This is a genomic window from Pseudomonas sp. NY15374 (assembly GCF_048068255.1).
Classification (GTDB): domain Bacteria; phylum Pseudomonadota; class Gammaproteobacteria; order Pseudomonadales; family Pseudomonadaceae; genus Aquipseudomonas; species Aquipseudomonas machongensis.
The window spans coordinates 712418-728221 of record NZ_JBLUPZ010000002.1 but is presented as its reverse complement, the minus strand read 5'-3'; the positions used below and the strand labels follow the sequence as shown (position 1 = coordinate 728221).

The following is a 15804-nucleotide window of genomic DNA, read 5'->3' as shown; positions in this document are numbered from 1 at the left end:
TCCAAATAAGTAGCTGTCGGCTCTACCCCGCAGCATGCGGCATATCAAATATCCGAAAGCGTTCTGTCAGCGCTTGTAGGTTGCTCCACCTCAATTAATGGCGAGTTAAGGACTCAACCCTTCGTCGCTCTCCACGCCGAACGGTTTTTTCATTCCTTTCCAACCGATTTTTCAGACGTTCGTCTTCAACATCGCCGCATTCCAGAAACCGGAGCGGCACACGATGAATAAACTTCCGCAAATCACCTTGGCCTTCTGGGTCATGAAGATCTGCGCCACCACGCTGGGCGAGACGGCTGGCGACCTGCTGTCGATGACGCTCGACATCGGCTACGCCATGAGTTCGCTGTTGTTGATCAGTGTGTTCTTGCTGACGTTGCTCACCCAGCTTTATTCCCGCCGCTATCACCCAGTGCTCTACTGGCTGGTGATACTGTCCACCAGCACCGCTGGCACCACCATGTCCGATTTCATGGATCGCACGCTCGGGTTGGGTTACGCCGCAGGTTCAGCGCTGCTGATCGGCATCCTGCTGTTGACCTTCGCCCTGTGGCGGCTGAGTGGTAATCCGCTGGATGTCACGCGCATCCGCAGTCGTGCGGGCGAGTTGTTCTACTGGGTTGCGATCCTGTTCTCCAACACCCTGGGCACCGCACTGGGCGACTACCTCGCAGATGATTCAGGCCTGGGCTTCGCGGGTGGCGCCCTGCTGATCGGCAGTGCCATCGTGTTGGTGGCTATGGCGCGTTACTGGACCCGAATCCCTGGTGTGGTGTTGTTCTGGGTAGCCTTCGTGCTGACTCGGCCATTCGGTGCAACCCTGGGCGATTTCCTCACCAAGCCATACGAAAAAGGCGGTCTGGACTTTGGCACGATCGGCTCTTCCATGGTGTTGGGCGCGATCCTGCTGGCGCTGGTGCTACTGGCCACCTACTACCAGCGTCGTCAGCCGCAGCAAGTGCTGGAAGTATCCTGACCTCCAGAAAAAAGGACTGACGCGAACGGTACAAATGCCCGCAGCAGAGCTTTTTTGCGGCCGCAAAAAAGGGCCGTTCCACCGGAACGACCCTTTTCAATTACAGCGAACGCAGAATCAATCAGTGGTGATGCGCGAGTGCTGCTTGGTGTCCTTCATGGTCGCGTAGACCAGCAGCGAGCAGGCGATGCAGCCGGTGACGTACCAGTAGAAGCCGGTTTCCATGCCGGCGCTCTTGAACCACAGCGCCACGTACTCGGCGGTGCCGCCGAAGATCGACACGGTCAGTGCGTAGGGCAGGCCAACGCCCAGGGCGCGGATCTCGGTGGGGAACAGCTCGGCCTTCACCACGGCGTTGATCGAGGTGTAGCCACTGACGATGATCAGCGCCGCCATGATCAGGAAGAAGGCGCCCCACCAGCTCTGGATGGTGTGCAGGGTGCTGAGGATCGGTACGGTGAACAGGGTGCCCAGCACGCCGAAGGCGATGAGGATCGGGCGCCGGCCGATCTTGTCGGACAGCCCGCCGATCACCGGCTGCAGGCACATGAACAGGAACAGCGTGGCCGCCGAGATGGTGGTCGAGTCGCTGATGCTCATGCCGACGGTGTTGACCAGGTACTTCTGCATGTAGGTGGTGTAGGTGTAGAAGGCCAGGGTGCCGCCCATGGTCAGGCCGACGACGGTCATCAGCTCCTTGGGGTGGCGCATCAGGGTGCGCATCAGGCTTTCCTTGGACTTCTCCTTCTTGGTGAAGGAAGCGGTCTCTTCCATGCCACGGCGCAGGTACAGCGCAACCACCGCGCACAGCGCGCCGATCACGAAGGGCACACGCCAGCCCCAGGCATACAGCTCTTCGGTGGTCAGCACGTTCTGCAGGATGATCAGGACCGCCAGGGCGATGAGCTGGCCGGAAATCAGGGTGACGTACTGGAAACTGGAGAAGAAGCCACGGCGTTCCTTGCTGGCCATCTCGCTGAGGTAGGTGGCCGAGGTGCCATATTCACCGCCGACCGACAGACCCTGCATCAGGCGTGCGATCACCAGCAGGATAGGCGCGGCGACGCCGATGGTTTCATAGCCCGGCGTCAGGGCGATGACCAGCGAGCCTGCGCACATCAGCAGTACCGAAGCCATCAGCGCAGCCTTGCGGCCCTTGCGGTCGGCGTACAGCCCCATCAGCCAGCCACCGATCGGGCGCATCAGGAAGCCCACTGCGAAGATCGCGGCGGTGTTGAGCAGTTGTGCGGTGGTGTCGCCAGCGGGGAAGAAGGCTTTGGCGAAGTACAGCGAGAATGCGGCGTAGACGTACCAGTCGTACCATTCGACCATGTTGCCGATCGAACCGCTGAAGATCGACTTGAGACGACTGGCGGTGGTTTTTTCCGCGGCGGGCGCAGTGGCCGCCCCGGCGGGCAGGGTGGTGGCGTTATCCATCAGGGATACCTTCTCGTTGTTTTTGTGAGGCGCGCGGGACCGCGGCTTGAGAAGGGTTTTGCAGAAGCTGTGCCAAATGAGGGCGTAACGATCCGAATGAGGTGTCGGCCGCCCCATCCTTGGGCATGCCAGCGCCCCAGAAACGCGATGGATCAAGGCCTGCACTGTATCCGTAGGAGCGGGCTTGCCCGCGACCAGCCGCACTGCTTATCCCGGCTGGGTATAGGCCATATGAGCGGTAACCCGCCTATTGGCAGCTTTTGATCGGCAAGATTCCGCTCATTCGCGCTCGATAAAATCCTCGCGCATCAGGCCATGGCGCTGCATCTTCTCGTTCAGCGTCCGCCGCGGCAGTTGCAACGTCTCCATGACCCCTTTGATCTCGCCCTTGTGCTGACGCAGCGCGGCGCGCAGGCATTGCAGCTCGAACGCCTCCATCTGTTCGCTCAGCGACTGACCTCCCGGCGCCACCTCGATGCTCGATGAACCCAGCCCCAGCGCATGGCGCTCGGCGGCATTGGCCAGCTCGCGCACATTGCCCGGCCAGTCATGGGCCAGCAGTTGTGCCAGTTGCGCGCCTGAAAGCGGCGGTGTGCTGCTGCGCCCCAGGCGCTCGGCGGCGGTACGGACGAAATGCTCGAACAGCAGCGGGATGTCCTCGCGCCGCTCGCGCAGTGGCGCCAGACGCAGTTCGGCAACGTTCAGGCGGTACGCCAGGTCTTCGCGAAATCGCCCGGCGCGAGCCTCGTCGAGCAGATCGGGTTTGGTCGCGGCGATGATGCGCAAGTCGACGCTGATGCTCTGGTTGGCACCCAGGCGTTCGAGTTTCTGCTCCTGAATCACCCGCAGCAACTTGGCCTGCTGGGCCAGTGGCATGCTCTCGATCTCGTCGAGAAATACCGTGCCGCCGTTGGCATATTCCAGTTTGCCGATGCGTTTGCCCTGGGCGCCGGTGAAGGCGCCGCTCTCATGGCCGAACAGCTCGGCCTCGAACAGGGTTTCGGGGATTGCCGCGCAATTGAGGGCGACGAAGGGTTTGTCGGCGCGTGGGCCGAAGTCGTGCAGGCATCGCGCCACGCGCTCCTTGCCGCTGCCGGTTTCGCCGCGGATCAGCACATTGACTGGCAACCCCGCCAGTTCCAGCACCTGCCGACGCAACTGTTGCAGGCCCTGGGACATCCCCAGCAGGGTCGCTTGCAGCCGTTCCTTTAGGTCGGCCTGCTGGTGCAGCGCGCGGTTTTCCAGCACCAGTTGGCGCTTGTCCAGGGCGCGGCGCAGGCTGCCCAGCAAGTGCTGCGGGGTGAAGGGTTTTTCCAGGAAGTCGTAGGCACCGTTGCGCATGGCTTCCACTGCCATCGGCACATCGCCGTGACCGGTGAGCAGGATCACCGGTAGGTCAGGGTCTTGCGCCTGCAGGTGCTCGAGCAGTTGCAGGCCATCCATGCCCGGCATGCGCACATCGCTGATGACCACGCCGGGGAAGTGCTGTGGCAGTTGCGCGAGACATTCCTCTGCGCGGGCGAACAACTGCACGCTGAAGCCGGACAGGCTCAGCCATTGCTCCACCGCGGTGCGGATGCTGGCTTCGTCGTCGACGACGATCACTGAATTCAACATGCAGGCTCCAGGTCGCGGGGCAGGGTAAGGCTGAAGCGGGCACCGCCAGGCAGGTTTTCGACCTGCAACTGGCCGCCGGCTTCATGAACGATGCCATAGGAAATCGCCAGGCCCAGGCCCAGGCCTTCGCCCACCGGCTTGGTGGTGAAGAAGGGGTCGAAGACGCGGGCCAGGTCGGCATCCTTGATGCCGCCACCGGAGTCGAGCACGCTCAGGTGCCAGCGTTCGTCCTCGGCTTCGATGCGGATCTCCAGACGTTTGTAGCGCTTGTCGGCCATGGCGTCGAGGGCGTTGTGCAGCAGGTTGATCAGCACCTGTTCAAGGCGGATCGCGTCGCCGCGCACCCACGCAGGACGCGCCAGGTACAGCGCCACCTCGACCTGCTCGCCGCGAATGCGGGTGTCGAGCAGGTGCAGGGCCTGGTCGACCACGGTGGCCAGATCAAGACGCTCGCGCAGCCCGCCTGGGCTATTGCGTGCGAAGGTCTTGAGGTGGCCGGTGAGGGCGGCCATGCGCGTGAGCATCTGCTCCAGCGGCTCCAGCGCCTGACGCGCCTGTTCATGGCGGCCATGGTCGAGCAGCAGGCGCAGGGTTTCCAGTTGCATCCGCTGGGTGGTCAACGGCTGGTTGATCTCATGGGCCAGCGCCGCCGACATCTGCCCCAGCGCCGCCAACTTGGCCGACTGCACCAGGCCTTCCTGGGCAGTGCGCAACTCGCGTGTGCGCTCCTCGACCAGGCGCGTCAGCTCTTCGCGGCTGCGTTGGCGCAGGCGGGCGATGCGCAGGCGCTGGCTGACGAACAGCACGGCGAACACCAGGCTCAACCACACCGCGGCGCCAGACAACGCCGCGTTGCGGGCATCCTCGCTGACCTGCGGCTTGCGCAGCAGATGCAGGGTCCAGCCTTCGGTGGCCAGCGGCAAGCTCTCCCACAGATAGTCGGCGCTACCGTCCGGCCCCTGCACGCGGCTGAACGTGCTGCGTTCGTCGAAACGGGTCAGCAACTGGTGCTGCAGAGGGACCAGGGGCTGTTTGTCGTACTGACGGGTTTCGGCCAGCTCAGCGCGGTCTGCGGCAGTCAAGGGCTGCAGCTCGCGATAGCGCCAGCCGTTCTGGTTGGCGATGAAGATGATCCCGCGCGCATCGCTGACCAGCAGGATGTCGCTGCCCTGGCGCCATTCGCGTTCAAGCTCGGGGAATTCGAGCTTGACCACCATGGCACCGAGGAAGCGTCCGTGCTCGTCGTTCACTGCGCTGGACAGGAAATAGCCCGGCACGCCGCTGGTCACGCCGACGGCGTAGAAGCTGCCGGTGCCCTGGCTGCGGGTCTGTTTGAAATAGGGGCGAAAGCCATAGTTGGAGCCGACGTACGTGGTCGGCAGGCGCCAGTTGCTGGCTGCCACGGCGAGACCGGTGCGGTCGAGCAGTTCGAGGGTAGAGGAGTTGGCGGCGCCGTTGATGCGTTCGAGCTTGCGGTTCAGCGCATCCTGCAGCGATTCGCCGACCGGGCCGCGCAGGGCGTCGATCAGCTCCGGGTCCAGCGCCAGGACGGCGGGCAGGGCACGGTAGCGTTCGATGAGCGTATGCAGGCCGTTGGCGTAGAGGGTCAATTGCTCGCTGGCCCGGCGTGCGTCGGTCTGCATCGCCTGGCGCTTGGCGTGGTGCATCGCCCAACTGGCGCTGAGGGCAGTGCCGATCAAGATCAGCAGGGTGACCAGGGCCAGGCGCAGGGCGCGGAAGGATGAAGGCATGGTGCGGGTCCGGGCATTCGGTTTCAAGTACCGGCCCTTTCGCGGGTAAGCCTGCTCCTCCAGGAGCACATCCAATCCTGCAGGAGCGGGCTTATCCGCACAGTGGCCGCAGCGGTCTACAGCAACTCGAAGCTCTGCTGCTGCACGGCCTGCGAGTCCAGTCCGATCTGGACGTTGAACTGCCCAGGCTCGGCCACATGCTGCAACTGGCCATTGTAGAACTTCAGGTCATCCTCGCTGATGCGGAAGGTCAAGGTTCGGGACTCACCCGCCTTGAGCAGCACCTTCTGGAAGTTCTTCAGCTCTTTCACCGGACGGCTCATCGAAGCGCTGACATCCTGGATGTACAGCTGCACCACGGTTTCGCCATCGACCTTGCCGGTGTTCTTCACCGTCACTTCGGCCTGCAGGTTGTCACCGCGCTTGAGCGCGGTCTTCGACAGCGCAAGGTCCGAGAGCTCGAAGGTGCTGTAGCTCAGGCCGTAACCGAACGGATACAGCGGGCCATTGGGCTCCTCGAAGTACTGCGAGGTGTAGTTGCCCGGCTTGCCCGGGGTGAACGGGCGACCGATGCTCAGGTGGTTGTAGTACATCGGGATCTGCCCGACCGAACGCGGGAAGGTGATGGCCAGCTTGCCGGATGGGTTGTAGTCACCGAACAGCACATCGGCGATGGCGTTGCCGCCTTCGGTGCCGCTGAACCAGGTTTCGAGGATGGCATCGGCCTGCTCGCGCTCCCAGGCGATCGACAGCGGCCGGCCGTTCATCAGCACCAGCACCAGGGGTTTGCCGGTGGCTTTGAGCGCCTTGATCAGCTCGCGCTGTACCGCCGGAATCTCCAGGGTGGTGCGGCTGGATGACTCGTGGGACATGCCGCGCGACTCACCCACCACCGCCACTACCACGTCCGATTGCTTGGCGGCCTTGACCGCTTCATCGATCAGCACGGCGGCCGGGCGCGGATCGTCGATGATTTCTGGCGCCGCGAAGTTGAGGAAGTTCAGGTAGTCGAAGATCGCCTTGTCGCCGGTGATGTTCGAACCCTTGGCATAGATGACCTTGGCCTTGCCTTCGGTGGCGCGACGCAGGCCTTCGCGAACCGTCACCGAATGTTCGGGGCGGCCGTCGGCAGCCCAACTGCCCATCATGTCGATCGGGGCATCGGCCAGTGGGCCGACCAGGGCGATGGTGCCGGCCTTCTTCAGCGGCAGGGCCTGCTTCTTGTTCTCCAGCAGCACCAGGCTGCGCCGTGCGACGTCGCGGGCGGCCTCACGGTGCAGGCGGTCGTCGCCGTAGTAGTCCTTGAGATCGGTCTCGGGCTTGCCGATGCGCACGTAGGGGTTCTTGAACAGGCCCATCTCGTACTTGGCGCCCAGCACTTCGCGTACCGCCTGGTCGAGCTCGGCCTGGGTCACCTCACCGGACTTGAGCAACCCCGGCAGCTCCTGGCCGTAGAGGGTGTCGTTCATGCTCATGTCGATGCCGGCCTTGATCGCCAGCTTCGCCGCCTCGCGGCCGTCGCGGGCGACGCCGTGGCGGATCAGCTCCTGGATGGCGCCGTGGTCGCTGATGGTCACGCCCTTGAAGCCCCACTCCTTGCGCAGCAGATCGTTCATCAGCCAGGTATTGGAGGTGGCCGGTACGCCGTTGATCGAGTTCAGCGCCACCATCACCCCACCTGCACCGGCGTCGAGGCTGGCGCGGTAGGGTGGCAGGTAGTCGTTGTACATTTTCGGCAGGCTCATATCGACCGTGTTGTAGTCGCGCCCGCCTTCCACTGCGCCGTACAGGGCGAAGTGCTTGACGATGGCCATGATGCTGTCGGGCTCGGCCGGGCTCTTGCCCTGGAACGAGCGGACCATCACCTGGCCGATCTTCGAGGTGAGGTAGGTGTCTTCGCCGAAGCCCTCGCTGGTGCGGCCCCAGCGTGGGTCGCGGGCGATGTCGACCATCGGCGCGAAGGTCATGTCCAGGGCATCGGCCGAAGCTTCGATGGCCGAGGTGCGGCCGACCGTGGCGATGGCGTCCATGTCCCAGGTCGCTGCCAGGCCCAGGCTTATCGGGAAGATCGTACGCTCACCATGGATGGTGTCGTACGCAAAGAACATCGGAATCTTCAGGCGGCTGCGCATGGCGGCGTCCTGCATCGGCCGGTTCTCCGGCGCTGTGCGCGAGTTGAAGGTACCGCCGATGCGACCGGCGGCGATCTCCTCGCGGATCTTTTCGCGCGGCATTTCCGGGCTGATACTGATCAGGCGCAACTGACCGATCTTCTCGTCGACGGTCATCTGGCTGATCAGATGGTCGATGAAGGCCCGCTTGTCTTCCAGGGGCGGGGCAGAGGTGGCGGCCACGGCCGCCTGACTGGCAAGGCCCATGGCCAGGCCCAGCAAGGACAGTTTCATCATCAATTCCGTTGTCGAGTGGTTCGCTCGCGGCCGATTTTTCGGACGGCTGTTGTTGTCTGGCCCGCTGGCGGTGTAACAGGTCGCTCCCCCATCCTCCCGCGGTCGCCGCGGATTATGCCTTATAAGTGGGGCTCGATGAGATACACTCTCGCGACCGCGTGCCGGGCTAACAACTATAAGAACGATCGAGAGACCGAAGGCATGACCCTTCTCAATGAATACGAACAACGCCAGGTTGCCGAAGCCATCGCTCGTGCCGAACAGCGCACCGACGCGGAGCTGGTGACGGTGCTGGCGCGCCACGCCGATGACTATGCGTACCTGCCGTTGCTGTGGGCCGTGCTGCTGGCGCTGGCGCTCCCCGGACTGGTGCAGGTGCTGCTGGGGTGGCCAGGGCTGCGTGGGCTGCTGGTCGCCCAGGTACTGACCTTCATCGCCTTCAGCCTGTTGCTGCGTAACCCGCGCCTGGCCGGCTGGCTGGTCCCACGGGTGCTGCGCCACCGCCGTGCCGCCGATCTTGCCCGGCGGCAATTTCGTGAGCAAAACCTGCAACGCACCGAGGGGGCTACCGGGGTGTTGATCTTCGTCAGCGAGGCGGAGCGCTATGTGACCATCCTGGCGGACGAGGGCATCGCCCAGCATCTGGACGCACGAGCACGTGCCGAACTGGTGGCACGTTTTACCGCGCAGGTCTGCGCGGGGCGCACCTTGCAGGGGTTCGTCGAATGCATCGATGCCTGCGGCGAGTTGCTCAGCCAGCACCTGCCGCCGACGCGGCGGCGCAACCAGTTGCCCAACCAGCTGGTGATCCTGGATTGAACAGTGTGTGGCGGTGCGGGCCGACGATGGGGCCTGCACAGCCACTCAAGCCTGCAAACCTGTAGAATGCCGGCCATTGCGCATCTTGAGGCACCCCCTTCCCATGTCTTCCTCCACCCCCGCTGCGGACGCCCGCGCCCAGTTCCTGACCTTGCTGGGCGATGCCCTGCACAGCGAAACCCTGACCAAGCTGGTGCTGGCGCGCCATGTCGGTGCCGACCAGAGCCTGCAACGGATCATTGCAAAGCCTGTGCAGATCAAGGGCCAGCCCTGCCTGTCGCTGGTCTACCGTCACCAGACCCGCGACATCACCCGCAACCTGCCGCGGGATCAGGCCCAGGCCCTTGTCGCCGAGTTGTTGCCGGAGAGCTTTCGCAATGCCCACCTGTTCACCGCCGAAGGCGAGGTGCAACTGGGGTTCAGCAAGAAGGGCAAGCCGCTGTTGCAACGTCACAGCGCCCAGGTGCCGCGCGAGGCTGCGGCGGGCGGGCACGATCGTGAGAAGAAACGCTATCTGGAACTGTCGCGGCCATTTCTGCGCGATCTGGGTGTGACCGACACTCAAGGTGCGCTGATTCCGTCGATGTCGCGCAAGTGGAAGCAGATCAACAAGTTCATCGAGGTCTTCGCGCATGCCCTGGGCAGTGCGCCGCTGACTGCCGACCAGGTGCTGCGAGTCGCCGACTTCGGTTCGGGCAAGGGCTACCTGACCTTCGCCATGCATGACTACCTGCGCAACACCCTGGCTCGCGAAGCGCAAGTGACCGGCGTGGAATTGCGCCCCGACATGGTCGAGCTGTGCAACGCTGCCGCGGCGCGGCTGGAGCATTCTGGCCTGGAGTTCCAGTGCGGCGATGTGCGCAGCGTGGTGCCCGATGCCATCGAGGTGATGATCGCGCTGCACGCCTGCGATATCGCCACCGACTACGCCATCCATACCGGGATCCGCTGCGGCGCGTCGATCATCATGTGCTCACCGTGCTGCCACAAGCAGATCCGTCCGCAACTGCACAGCCCAGGGCTGTTGCAGCCCATGCTGCAGTACGGGCTGCACCTGGGCCAGCAGGCCGAGATGCTCACCGACAGCCTGCGCGCGTTGTACCTGGAAGCCTGTGGCTACGAGACCAAGGTGTTCGAGTTCATTTCGTTGGAGCACACCAACAAGAACAAGATGATCCTGGCGGTCAAGCGCAGACAGGCTGGGGATAACAGCGCACTGCTGGAGAAGATCGCCCAGCTCAAGGCGTTCTATGGGATACAGGAGCATTGCCTGGAGAGCCTGTTGCGGGCCGATGGGCTCATTGCCGGCTGAGTACTGCCAGGCCCTGTGGGAGCGGGCTTGCCCGCGAAAAGCTCAGCGCCAATGTTCGCGGTGGTTCGGCGCCCCGACAAACTCGCCTCCACCGCGACTGGCGACAATCAGAAGAACCGCGTCACGCTGATCTTGGCATTGCGCCCTTGCATCAGCGCATTCTCCCCCGACAGCTCTGGTCGGGCCGACTCGTTGAACAGGTTGTCCACCGTCAGGTTGACCTCGGTACCTTTCAGGTAGGCCTGCTGCGGCTTCCAGTTGGCGAACAGGCCGTGGATCTGGTAGCTGCTGTTGGCGAACTGATCGTAGTAACGGTCGCCCAGTACGCTGGCCGGCCCCTCGTAGTATTTGTCGCTTGGCAGGCGGTCGGTCTTGCGCACGAACTGCGCGGTCCAGCCGATCCGCGCATCCCAGGCCGGAATCTTCACCCCCAGCGTGGTGATCCATTTCGGCGCGGGAATATCCTTGGCCCACACATCCGGGCCCCAGGGGTTGGTGTAGGCGCCCTGGTGACGGCCGGTGATCCAGGAGAACGACGCCGAGCCGAACAGGTAGGTCGAATCGTAGAAGCTCTCGACCTCGAAGCCCTTGATCACCACATCGCCAATGTTGCGGTAGTTCGACATCAGCCCGCCGCCACAGGTGTTGGCAATGCTGCCACCGGTGACCAGTTGCTGTGGGCAGCCGATGCCGGTGGCCTTGAAGATCTCGTCCTCGATGTGGTTGCGAAACAGTGTGGTGCGCACCTGGGCGCTGTCGTTGGCCAGCACCAGGTTGTCGAAGTCGAACACGCTGCCCACGCGCAGGGCGGTGATGCGCTCCGGGTCCAGGTTGCGGCTGGTGGCGGTGCGGCTACCGCTGCCCTGGACTTCGTACTGCTCGTCCAGCACCGGCGCCCGCCAGGTCTTGCTGTAATCGGCGAACAGGGCGGTGTTGGGCGTGACCTTCCAGAACACCGACAGACGTGGCGACCAGCCGCTGTAGGTCTTGTCGCTGTAGTCGTGGCCCGCGGCCGGGTTGTTGTACAGCGGGGCATCGTTGGGCTTGCCCTCGTTGGTCACCTGGTCGTAGCGCAGCGACGGGGTGATGGTCACATCACCCAGGGTGACGGCGTCCTGCAGGTAGTAGCCCTGGCTCTGCACCTTGCCGCTGGGCATGAAGTACGGCTGGTAGTGGCCGTAGTTGTAGCGCGGCGTGTCGTAGATGCCGCCCGGCATCCACATCTGCGTGTCGCGGTCGTGGCGGCGCACTTGCACGCCCGCCGTCAGTGCGTGCTCCAGCACGCCGGTCTCGAACAGGCTGGTGTTGGTCACGGCGAGCATACGGTCGCGGTACTCGGTGTCCATCTTGCGCCCGCCGGTAGCCGGCTGGAAGAACGCCGTGGCCAGGCGCTCGTCGGTCTGCTTGGTGTCGGAGTCGGAGTACTTCACTTCCAGGTCGACCCAGCGGTTGTCGATCGGCTGGTAGGTGTAGGTGGTCGACCAGGTGGTGTCGGTGGTGGTGCGGTTGGCCAGGAAGCGTTTGAGCGCCGCTTCGTAGCCGTACTTCTTGATGTCGGCGGCGGTGGGCGGCGTGGGGTAGGCGGTGGACGAGAACGGCGCCCAGCGTTCGCTCTGTGACTGCGACCAGGAGAAGCCCAGGCTGTGCTCTTCGTTGAAATGCACGTTGCCCTTGAACAGTGCGCCGTCCAGGTCCAGGGCGCTGTTGGGCAGGCGCGTCGGGTTGATCGGGTAGCGGCCTTGGGGATCGGGGATGTTGCTGGCCAGCTTCATGTCGCCGCCGTCGCGCTTGGTCAGGTAGGCCAAGCCATCGAAGCGGCCATCCTCGGTGCGACCGAACAGCGCCGAGCTGTACACCTGCTGGTGGTCGTTGCTGGCGTAGCCGTACTTGACCATCGCGCCGCTGTTGCGCCCTTCCTGGAGCAGGTCGCCGGCGTCCTTGGTGGTCATGTTGACGCTGCCGCCGAAACCGCCATTGCCGGTCTTGACCGAGTGCGGGCCTTTTTCTACCTCGATATGCTTGATCAGCTCCGGCTCGATGAACACCGTGCCTTGCTGGTAGCGTTCGAAGCCGCTCTTGGTGGCGCCGTCGACGGTCATCGGCACGTCTTCGGCGTCACCCAGGCCCCAGATGTTGATGGTCTGCCCGCCCGGCTTGGCCGAGCCGCCCATGTTCACGCCTGGCAGAGTGGCGAGCACACTGGGGATGTTGCTGGGCTGGTAGCGGTCGATCTGTTCCTGGTTGAGGGTCGAGCGTCCGACGTTCTGCGGTCCGATCTGTTGACCGTCGCCGACGATGCTCATGGCGCCGAGCTGGATGCTGTTGTCGGCCTGCGGTTGCTCTTCGTTGAGCCGCACCACGTAGGTGTTGCCCATGCGCACCATGCTGAAGCGGCTGCCGGCAAGCAGGCGGGCGATCGCCTCCTGCGCCTCGAAGGCACCTTGCAGGGCCGGGGCCTGGGCGTTGTGCAGCAGGGCTTCGTCGAACAGCAGCTGGACCTTGGCCTGCTGCGCCAGTTGGCTCAGCGAGCGCGCCAGCGGTTGGGCGGGCAGGTCGAACTGCTGCGGCGCGGCTTCGGCGGCCAGGCTGATGGCCAGGCACAGGGCGAGCAGGGTGGGACGAGTGGGCAAGGTTTTCAACGGACGCAACGCAGGCAACATGGATTCCCCCAAACGGCAAATGGCCGGAAAAAAGCCCGCCGTTCACGCGGCAGGCGGGGAGGAAGACGCGGTGTTGGGAAAAACCCTCACCTGCGAATGATAAAAATTCTCAAATTTATTTCGAGCGATGTTCGATGCGCAGGCGGCCGTCGCCGAGCAGCGTGGTTTTTACCGGGAGCAACGCGGGCAGGGCGGTGAGCAGTGCATCGGGATCGTGCACATCGAGATTGCCCGACACCTTGTAGCGGCCCAGGCTCGGATCGGCGAGCAGCACCGGTTGCTGGCGGTACAGGCTCAGTTCGTCGATCAGGCTCGCCAGCTCACGGTTGCGAAAGCTCACGTGGCCATCGCGCCAATCGGCCACCGGCTGTTCTCCGAGCTCCTGACGCACCAGCGTGCCGCGTGCCGGGTCGTAGGTGACCCGTTGTCCGGCACCGAGCAGCAGCGCAGGCTGATGTTCGCCCGAGGTCTCGAAGGCGACCTGGCCGTGGGCCACGCTCAGGGCCAGCTCGCGGTCTCCACGGCGCAGGTCGAAGCCGGTGCCGACCACGCGCACGCGGGCACTGCCGGCATCGACGAACAGCGGGCGCTCCTTGTCGGGTGCCACCTCGATGTACAGCTGGCCGTGTTCGAGGCTGATCAATCGTTGTTCGGCGGTGAAGTCCAGGCGCAGGCGGGTCTGGGCGTTGACGAACAACTGGCTGCCATCGGGCAGGCGCAGGGTGCGCATGCTGTTGCTGGCCGCCAGGTTCTGATGCATCGGTGCAGTGGTGCTGCCCAGGTTGCTGGCCAGCACCGCGCACAGCAGCGCCGCAGCCATTGCCAGAGCCGGACGCCAGCGCGGCGGCTGGCGTATCGGCAGGGCGACAGGCTGGCTGGCCTGCTTGAGCGCCGCCAGGTCGTCCCACAGCTGTTCGAACTGCCGATAGGCGCGCGCATGCTCCGGGTGCTGGATCCACAGGGCGAAAGCCTTGCGCTCCTCACGCGACGGCGTATTGCGGTTGCGCGTGAACCAACTGGCCGCCTGGGCGTCGATCGGGCGCTGGTCGATGTCGTCGATAAGGCTCATTGCGGCTGCTCCCTGCCATTGTCACTGTCCAGCCGTTGCTTGCATTGCAGCAGGGCGGCGGCGATGTGCTTCTCGACCATGCTTACGGAAATATCCATGCGTTCAGCGATCTGTGCCTGGGTCAGGCCTTCGAAGCGGTGCAGCATAAGGGCTTCTCGTCGCCGCGGCGAGAGTTCGCCGAGCACTTCACGCAATTGATCCAGGCGTTGCGCGTGCTGGGCGTGGTCAAGCGGGTCGTTGTCGGCCGCTGTTTCGTCCTGGGCCTGGTCGTCGAGCACGGCATGGCGCACCTTCTGCCGACGCCAGTGATCGCTCAGCAAGTTGCGCGCCACCTGGAACAGAAAGGCGCGGGGTTGCTCGACCTTGGCCCGGTCGCGGTAGCCCAGCCATTGGGTGAAGACATCCTGGGTCATGTCGGCGGCGTCACTGGCATTGTCCATGCGCTTGCGCAGGAAATGCAGGATCTCGGCATAGAAGCCGCGGCAGGTGTCCTGGGTGGCTGGGTCGGGCTTGAGGCGCTGCATGCACGCTTTCCGGGCTGGCCTGGGAAGGAAAGGGTGCGGATCTTATCGAGAATTATTTACATTTACCAGATCGCCGCGGATGAATTGTCAGTGACGTCGCGCTTGCGCCAACGGCACCGGCAGTGCCAGTTCCGCGGCGCCGAGCGGGTGGCTGGTGGCGTCGAAGAAGTGCAGGGAAACGCCAGCAAGATCGGCGAAGCGCTTGGAAAAGTGCTGCTTCTGATTGATGATCGAAGCTTCGTTCAGTGGCCGGATGGCGATGCTCAAGTGCTTGGGGCGTGCTTGGTGAATGGCTTGCAGCAGGTGTTCGTCGCTGCTGTCCAGGTGGTGGCCGAACAGGCACAGACCGTCGTGTTCGGTGGCCAACTGCGCGAGGCTCCAGGACAGATAGTCCGAGTTGCGGATCGCCCGCAGTTTCTGCTCGCTGCGGTCTTCGTTGACGAAGAGCGGCACCTCGCCAGGGATGTTCACGGCGAAGCCGTCGAGCAGTTCGCTGCCGACAGCGCTGCGCTGTCGCGTGCTGCCGTCGGGCAGCTTGAGCAGGTGCATGCCACCGTGCAGGTGCAGGACCCGGGTGCCGGTGCTGGCGGTGCGGCGTACATCGAAGAAGCCTTCGTCATCGAACAGCTGCGCGAAACCTTGTGGCGCATGTTCGATGGCCCAGGGCAGGATCAGGTCGTAGTTGCTGGTGTAGACGCTGCGGTACTGGCGCAGTGCGGCGTTGATCGACGCCAGGGTGGCGCTCGACAACAGCGTGTGCGGCGGATGCACCGTCCGGGTGGCGTGGATCAGCGCTTCCTTGATCGAGTAGTAGCGGTTCAGCGGCGCGGTGGAGTTGATCGCCAGGGCCGCATTGGCCCGTACCGTGGTGTTCAGGGTGCTCAGCACCGGTTCGAACAGCTCGGTGCCCAAGGCCTTGAACAGCGCCTGGTCGCTGATCGCCAGGCCGCTCTTGCGTCCCGCGCGCTGCGCCTGTTCGAACAGCGAGAAGTAGCCGAACGGCTTCCACAGCACCCGACTGGCGCCGTTGCCCACCAGCAGGGCGGTGCAGGAGTGGCGGGCGTTGAGATCGGGCCAGTTGGCCAGCTGGGAATCGAGAGAGGGCATCGCGCATCCGTGGGGCAAGGGTGAACGCGGGGACTTTAGCATGTCATCCAAGCTGTGAGAGGCTTGCGTCTCCAAGGAATCAGCTGCGCAGCTTCCCTTCTGAGCGCGCAGCTCAAGAGGATCG

At 64.1% G+C, this 15804-nt stretch carries 11 protein-coding genes; 3 read left to right on the top strand and 8 right to left on the bottom strand.

Translation table 11 applies throughout. From position 1 onward, the window contains the following. The first annotated feature begins 223 nt into the window (after nt 1-223). A complete protein-coding gene (locus ACNFHO_RS07710) occupies nt 224-976 on the top strand; it encodes a hypothetical protein (protein WP_054894484.1) in 753 nt (250 codons plus the stop codon). 117 nt (nt 977-1093) lie between these two features. Here the strand turns inward: ACNFHO_RS07710 and ACNFHO_RS07705 are convergent, their stop codons facing one another. The 4 genes from ACNFHO_RS07705 to bglX all read right to left on the bottom strand — a co-directional run bounded on the left by ACNFHO_RS07705 (nt 1094) and on the right by bglX (nt 8189). Next, nucleotides 1094-2413: an MFS transporter gene (locus ACNFHO_RS07705; protein WP_065862315.1), complete on the bottom strand. Its 1320-nt coding sequence runs from the start codon at nt 2411-2413 to the stop codon at nt 1094-1096. 279 nt (nt 2414-2692) lie between these two features. Then, nucleotides 2693-4030, bottom strand: a complete 1338-nt coding sequence (locus ACNFHO_RS07700) for a sigma-54-dependent transcriptional regulator (RefSeq protein WP_416765837.1) — start codon at nt 4028-4030, stop codon at nt 2693-2695. Beyond that, nucleotides 4024-5781: an ATP-binding protein gene (locus tag ACNFHO_RS07695; protein ID WP_054894481.1), complete on the bottom strand. Its 1758-nt coding sequence runs from the start codon at nt 5779-5781 to the stop codon at nt 4024-4026. The genes ACNFHO_RS07700 and ACNFHO_RS07695 overlap by 7 nt, the downstream gene beginning before the upstream one ends. Before the next feature lie 116 nt (nt 5782-5897). Further along, nucleotides 5898-8189: a beta-glucosidase BglX gene (gene bglX / locus ACNFHO_RS07690; protein ID WP_416765835.1), complete on the bottom strand. Its 2292-nt coding sequence runs from the start codon at nt 8187-8189 to the stop codon at nt 5898-5900. 201 nt (nt 8190-8390) lie between these two features. On the opposite strand from bglX, the gene ACNFHO_RS07685 reads away from it, so the two are divergent. After that, the gene (locus ACNFHO_RS07685; RefSeq protein WP_065862311.1) at nt 8391-9008 is read left to right on the top strand and encodes a TPM domain-containing protein; all 618 of its coding nucleotides are present in this window, start codon (nt 8391-8393) and stop codon (nt 9006-9008) included. 103 nt (nt 9009-9111) lie between these two features. Further along, nucleotides 9112-10320 (top strand): class I SAM-dependent methyltransferase, encoded by a 1209-nt coding sequence (locus ACNFHO_RS07680; protein ID WP_416765833.1) that lies wholly within the window; start codon nt 9112-9114, stop codon nt 10318-10320. 107 nt (nt 10321-10427) lie between these two features. On the opposite strand, the gene ACNFHO_RS07675 is transcribed toward ACNFHO_RS07680, so the two are convergent. The 4 genes from ACNFHO_RS07675 to ACNFHO_RS07660 all read right to left on the bottom strand — a co-directional run bounded on the left by ACNFHO_RS07675 (nt 10428) and on the right by ACNFHO_RS07660 (nt 15680). Next, nucleotides 10428-12980 carry a TonB-dependent receptor gene (locus tag ACNFHO_RS07675; protein WP_054894477.1) on the bottom strand — a complete coding sequence of 851 codons (2553 nt, stop codon included), beginning with the start codon at nt 12978-12980 and terminating at the stop codon, nt 10428-10430. Between the two features lie 115 nt (nt 12981-13095). Continuing rightward, complete coding sequence (locus ACNFHO_RS07670; protein ID WP_112899035.1) at nt 13096-14049, bottom strand: FecR family protein; 954 nt, start codon at nt 14047-14049, stop codon at nt 13096-13098. Next, entirely contained in the window at nt 14046-14573 is a 528-nt protein-coding gene (locus tag ACNFHO_RS07665) for an RNA polymerase sigma factor (protein ID WP_063545935.1), read from the bottom strand. The genes ACNFHO_RS07670 and ACNFHO_RS07665 overlap by 4 nt, the downstream gene beginning before the upstream one ends. Before the next feature lie 87 nt (nt 14574-14660). Beyond that, nucleotides 14661-15680: a DUF4917 family protein gene (locus ACNFHO_RS07660; protein WP_063545934.1), complete on the bottom strand. Its 1020-nt coding sequence runs from the start codon at nt 15678-15680 to the stop codon at nt 14661-14663. Nucleotides 15681-15804 lie beyond the last annotated feature (124 nt).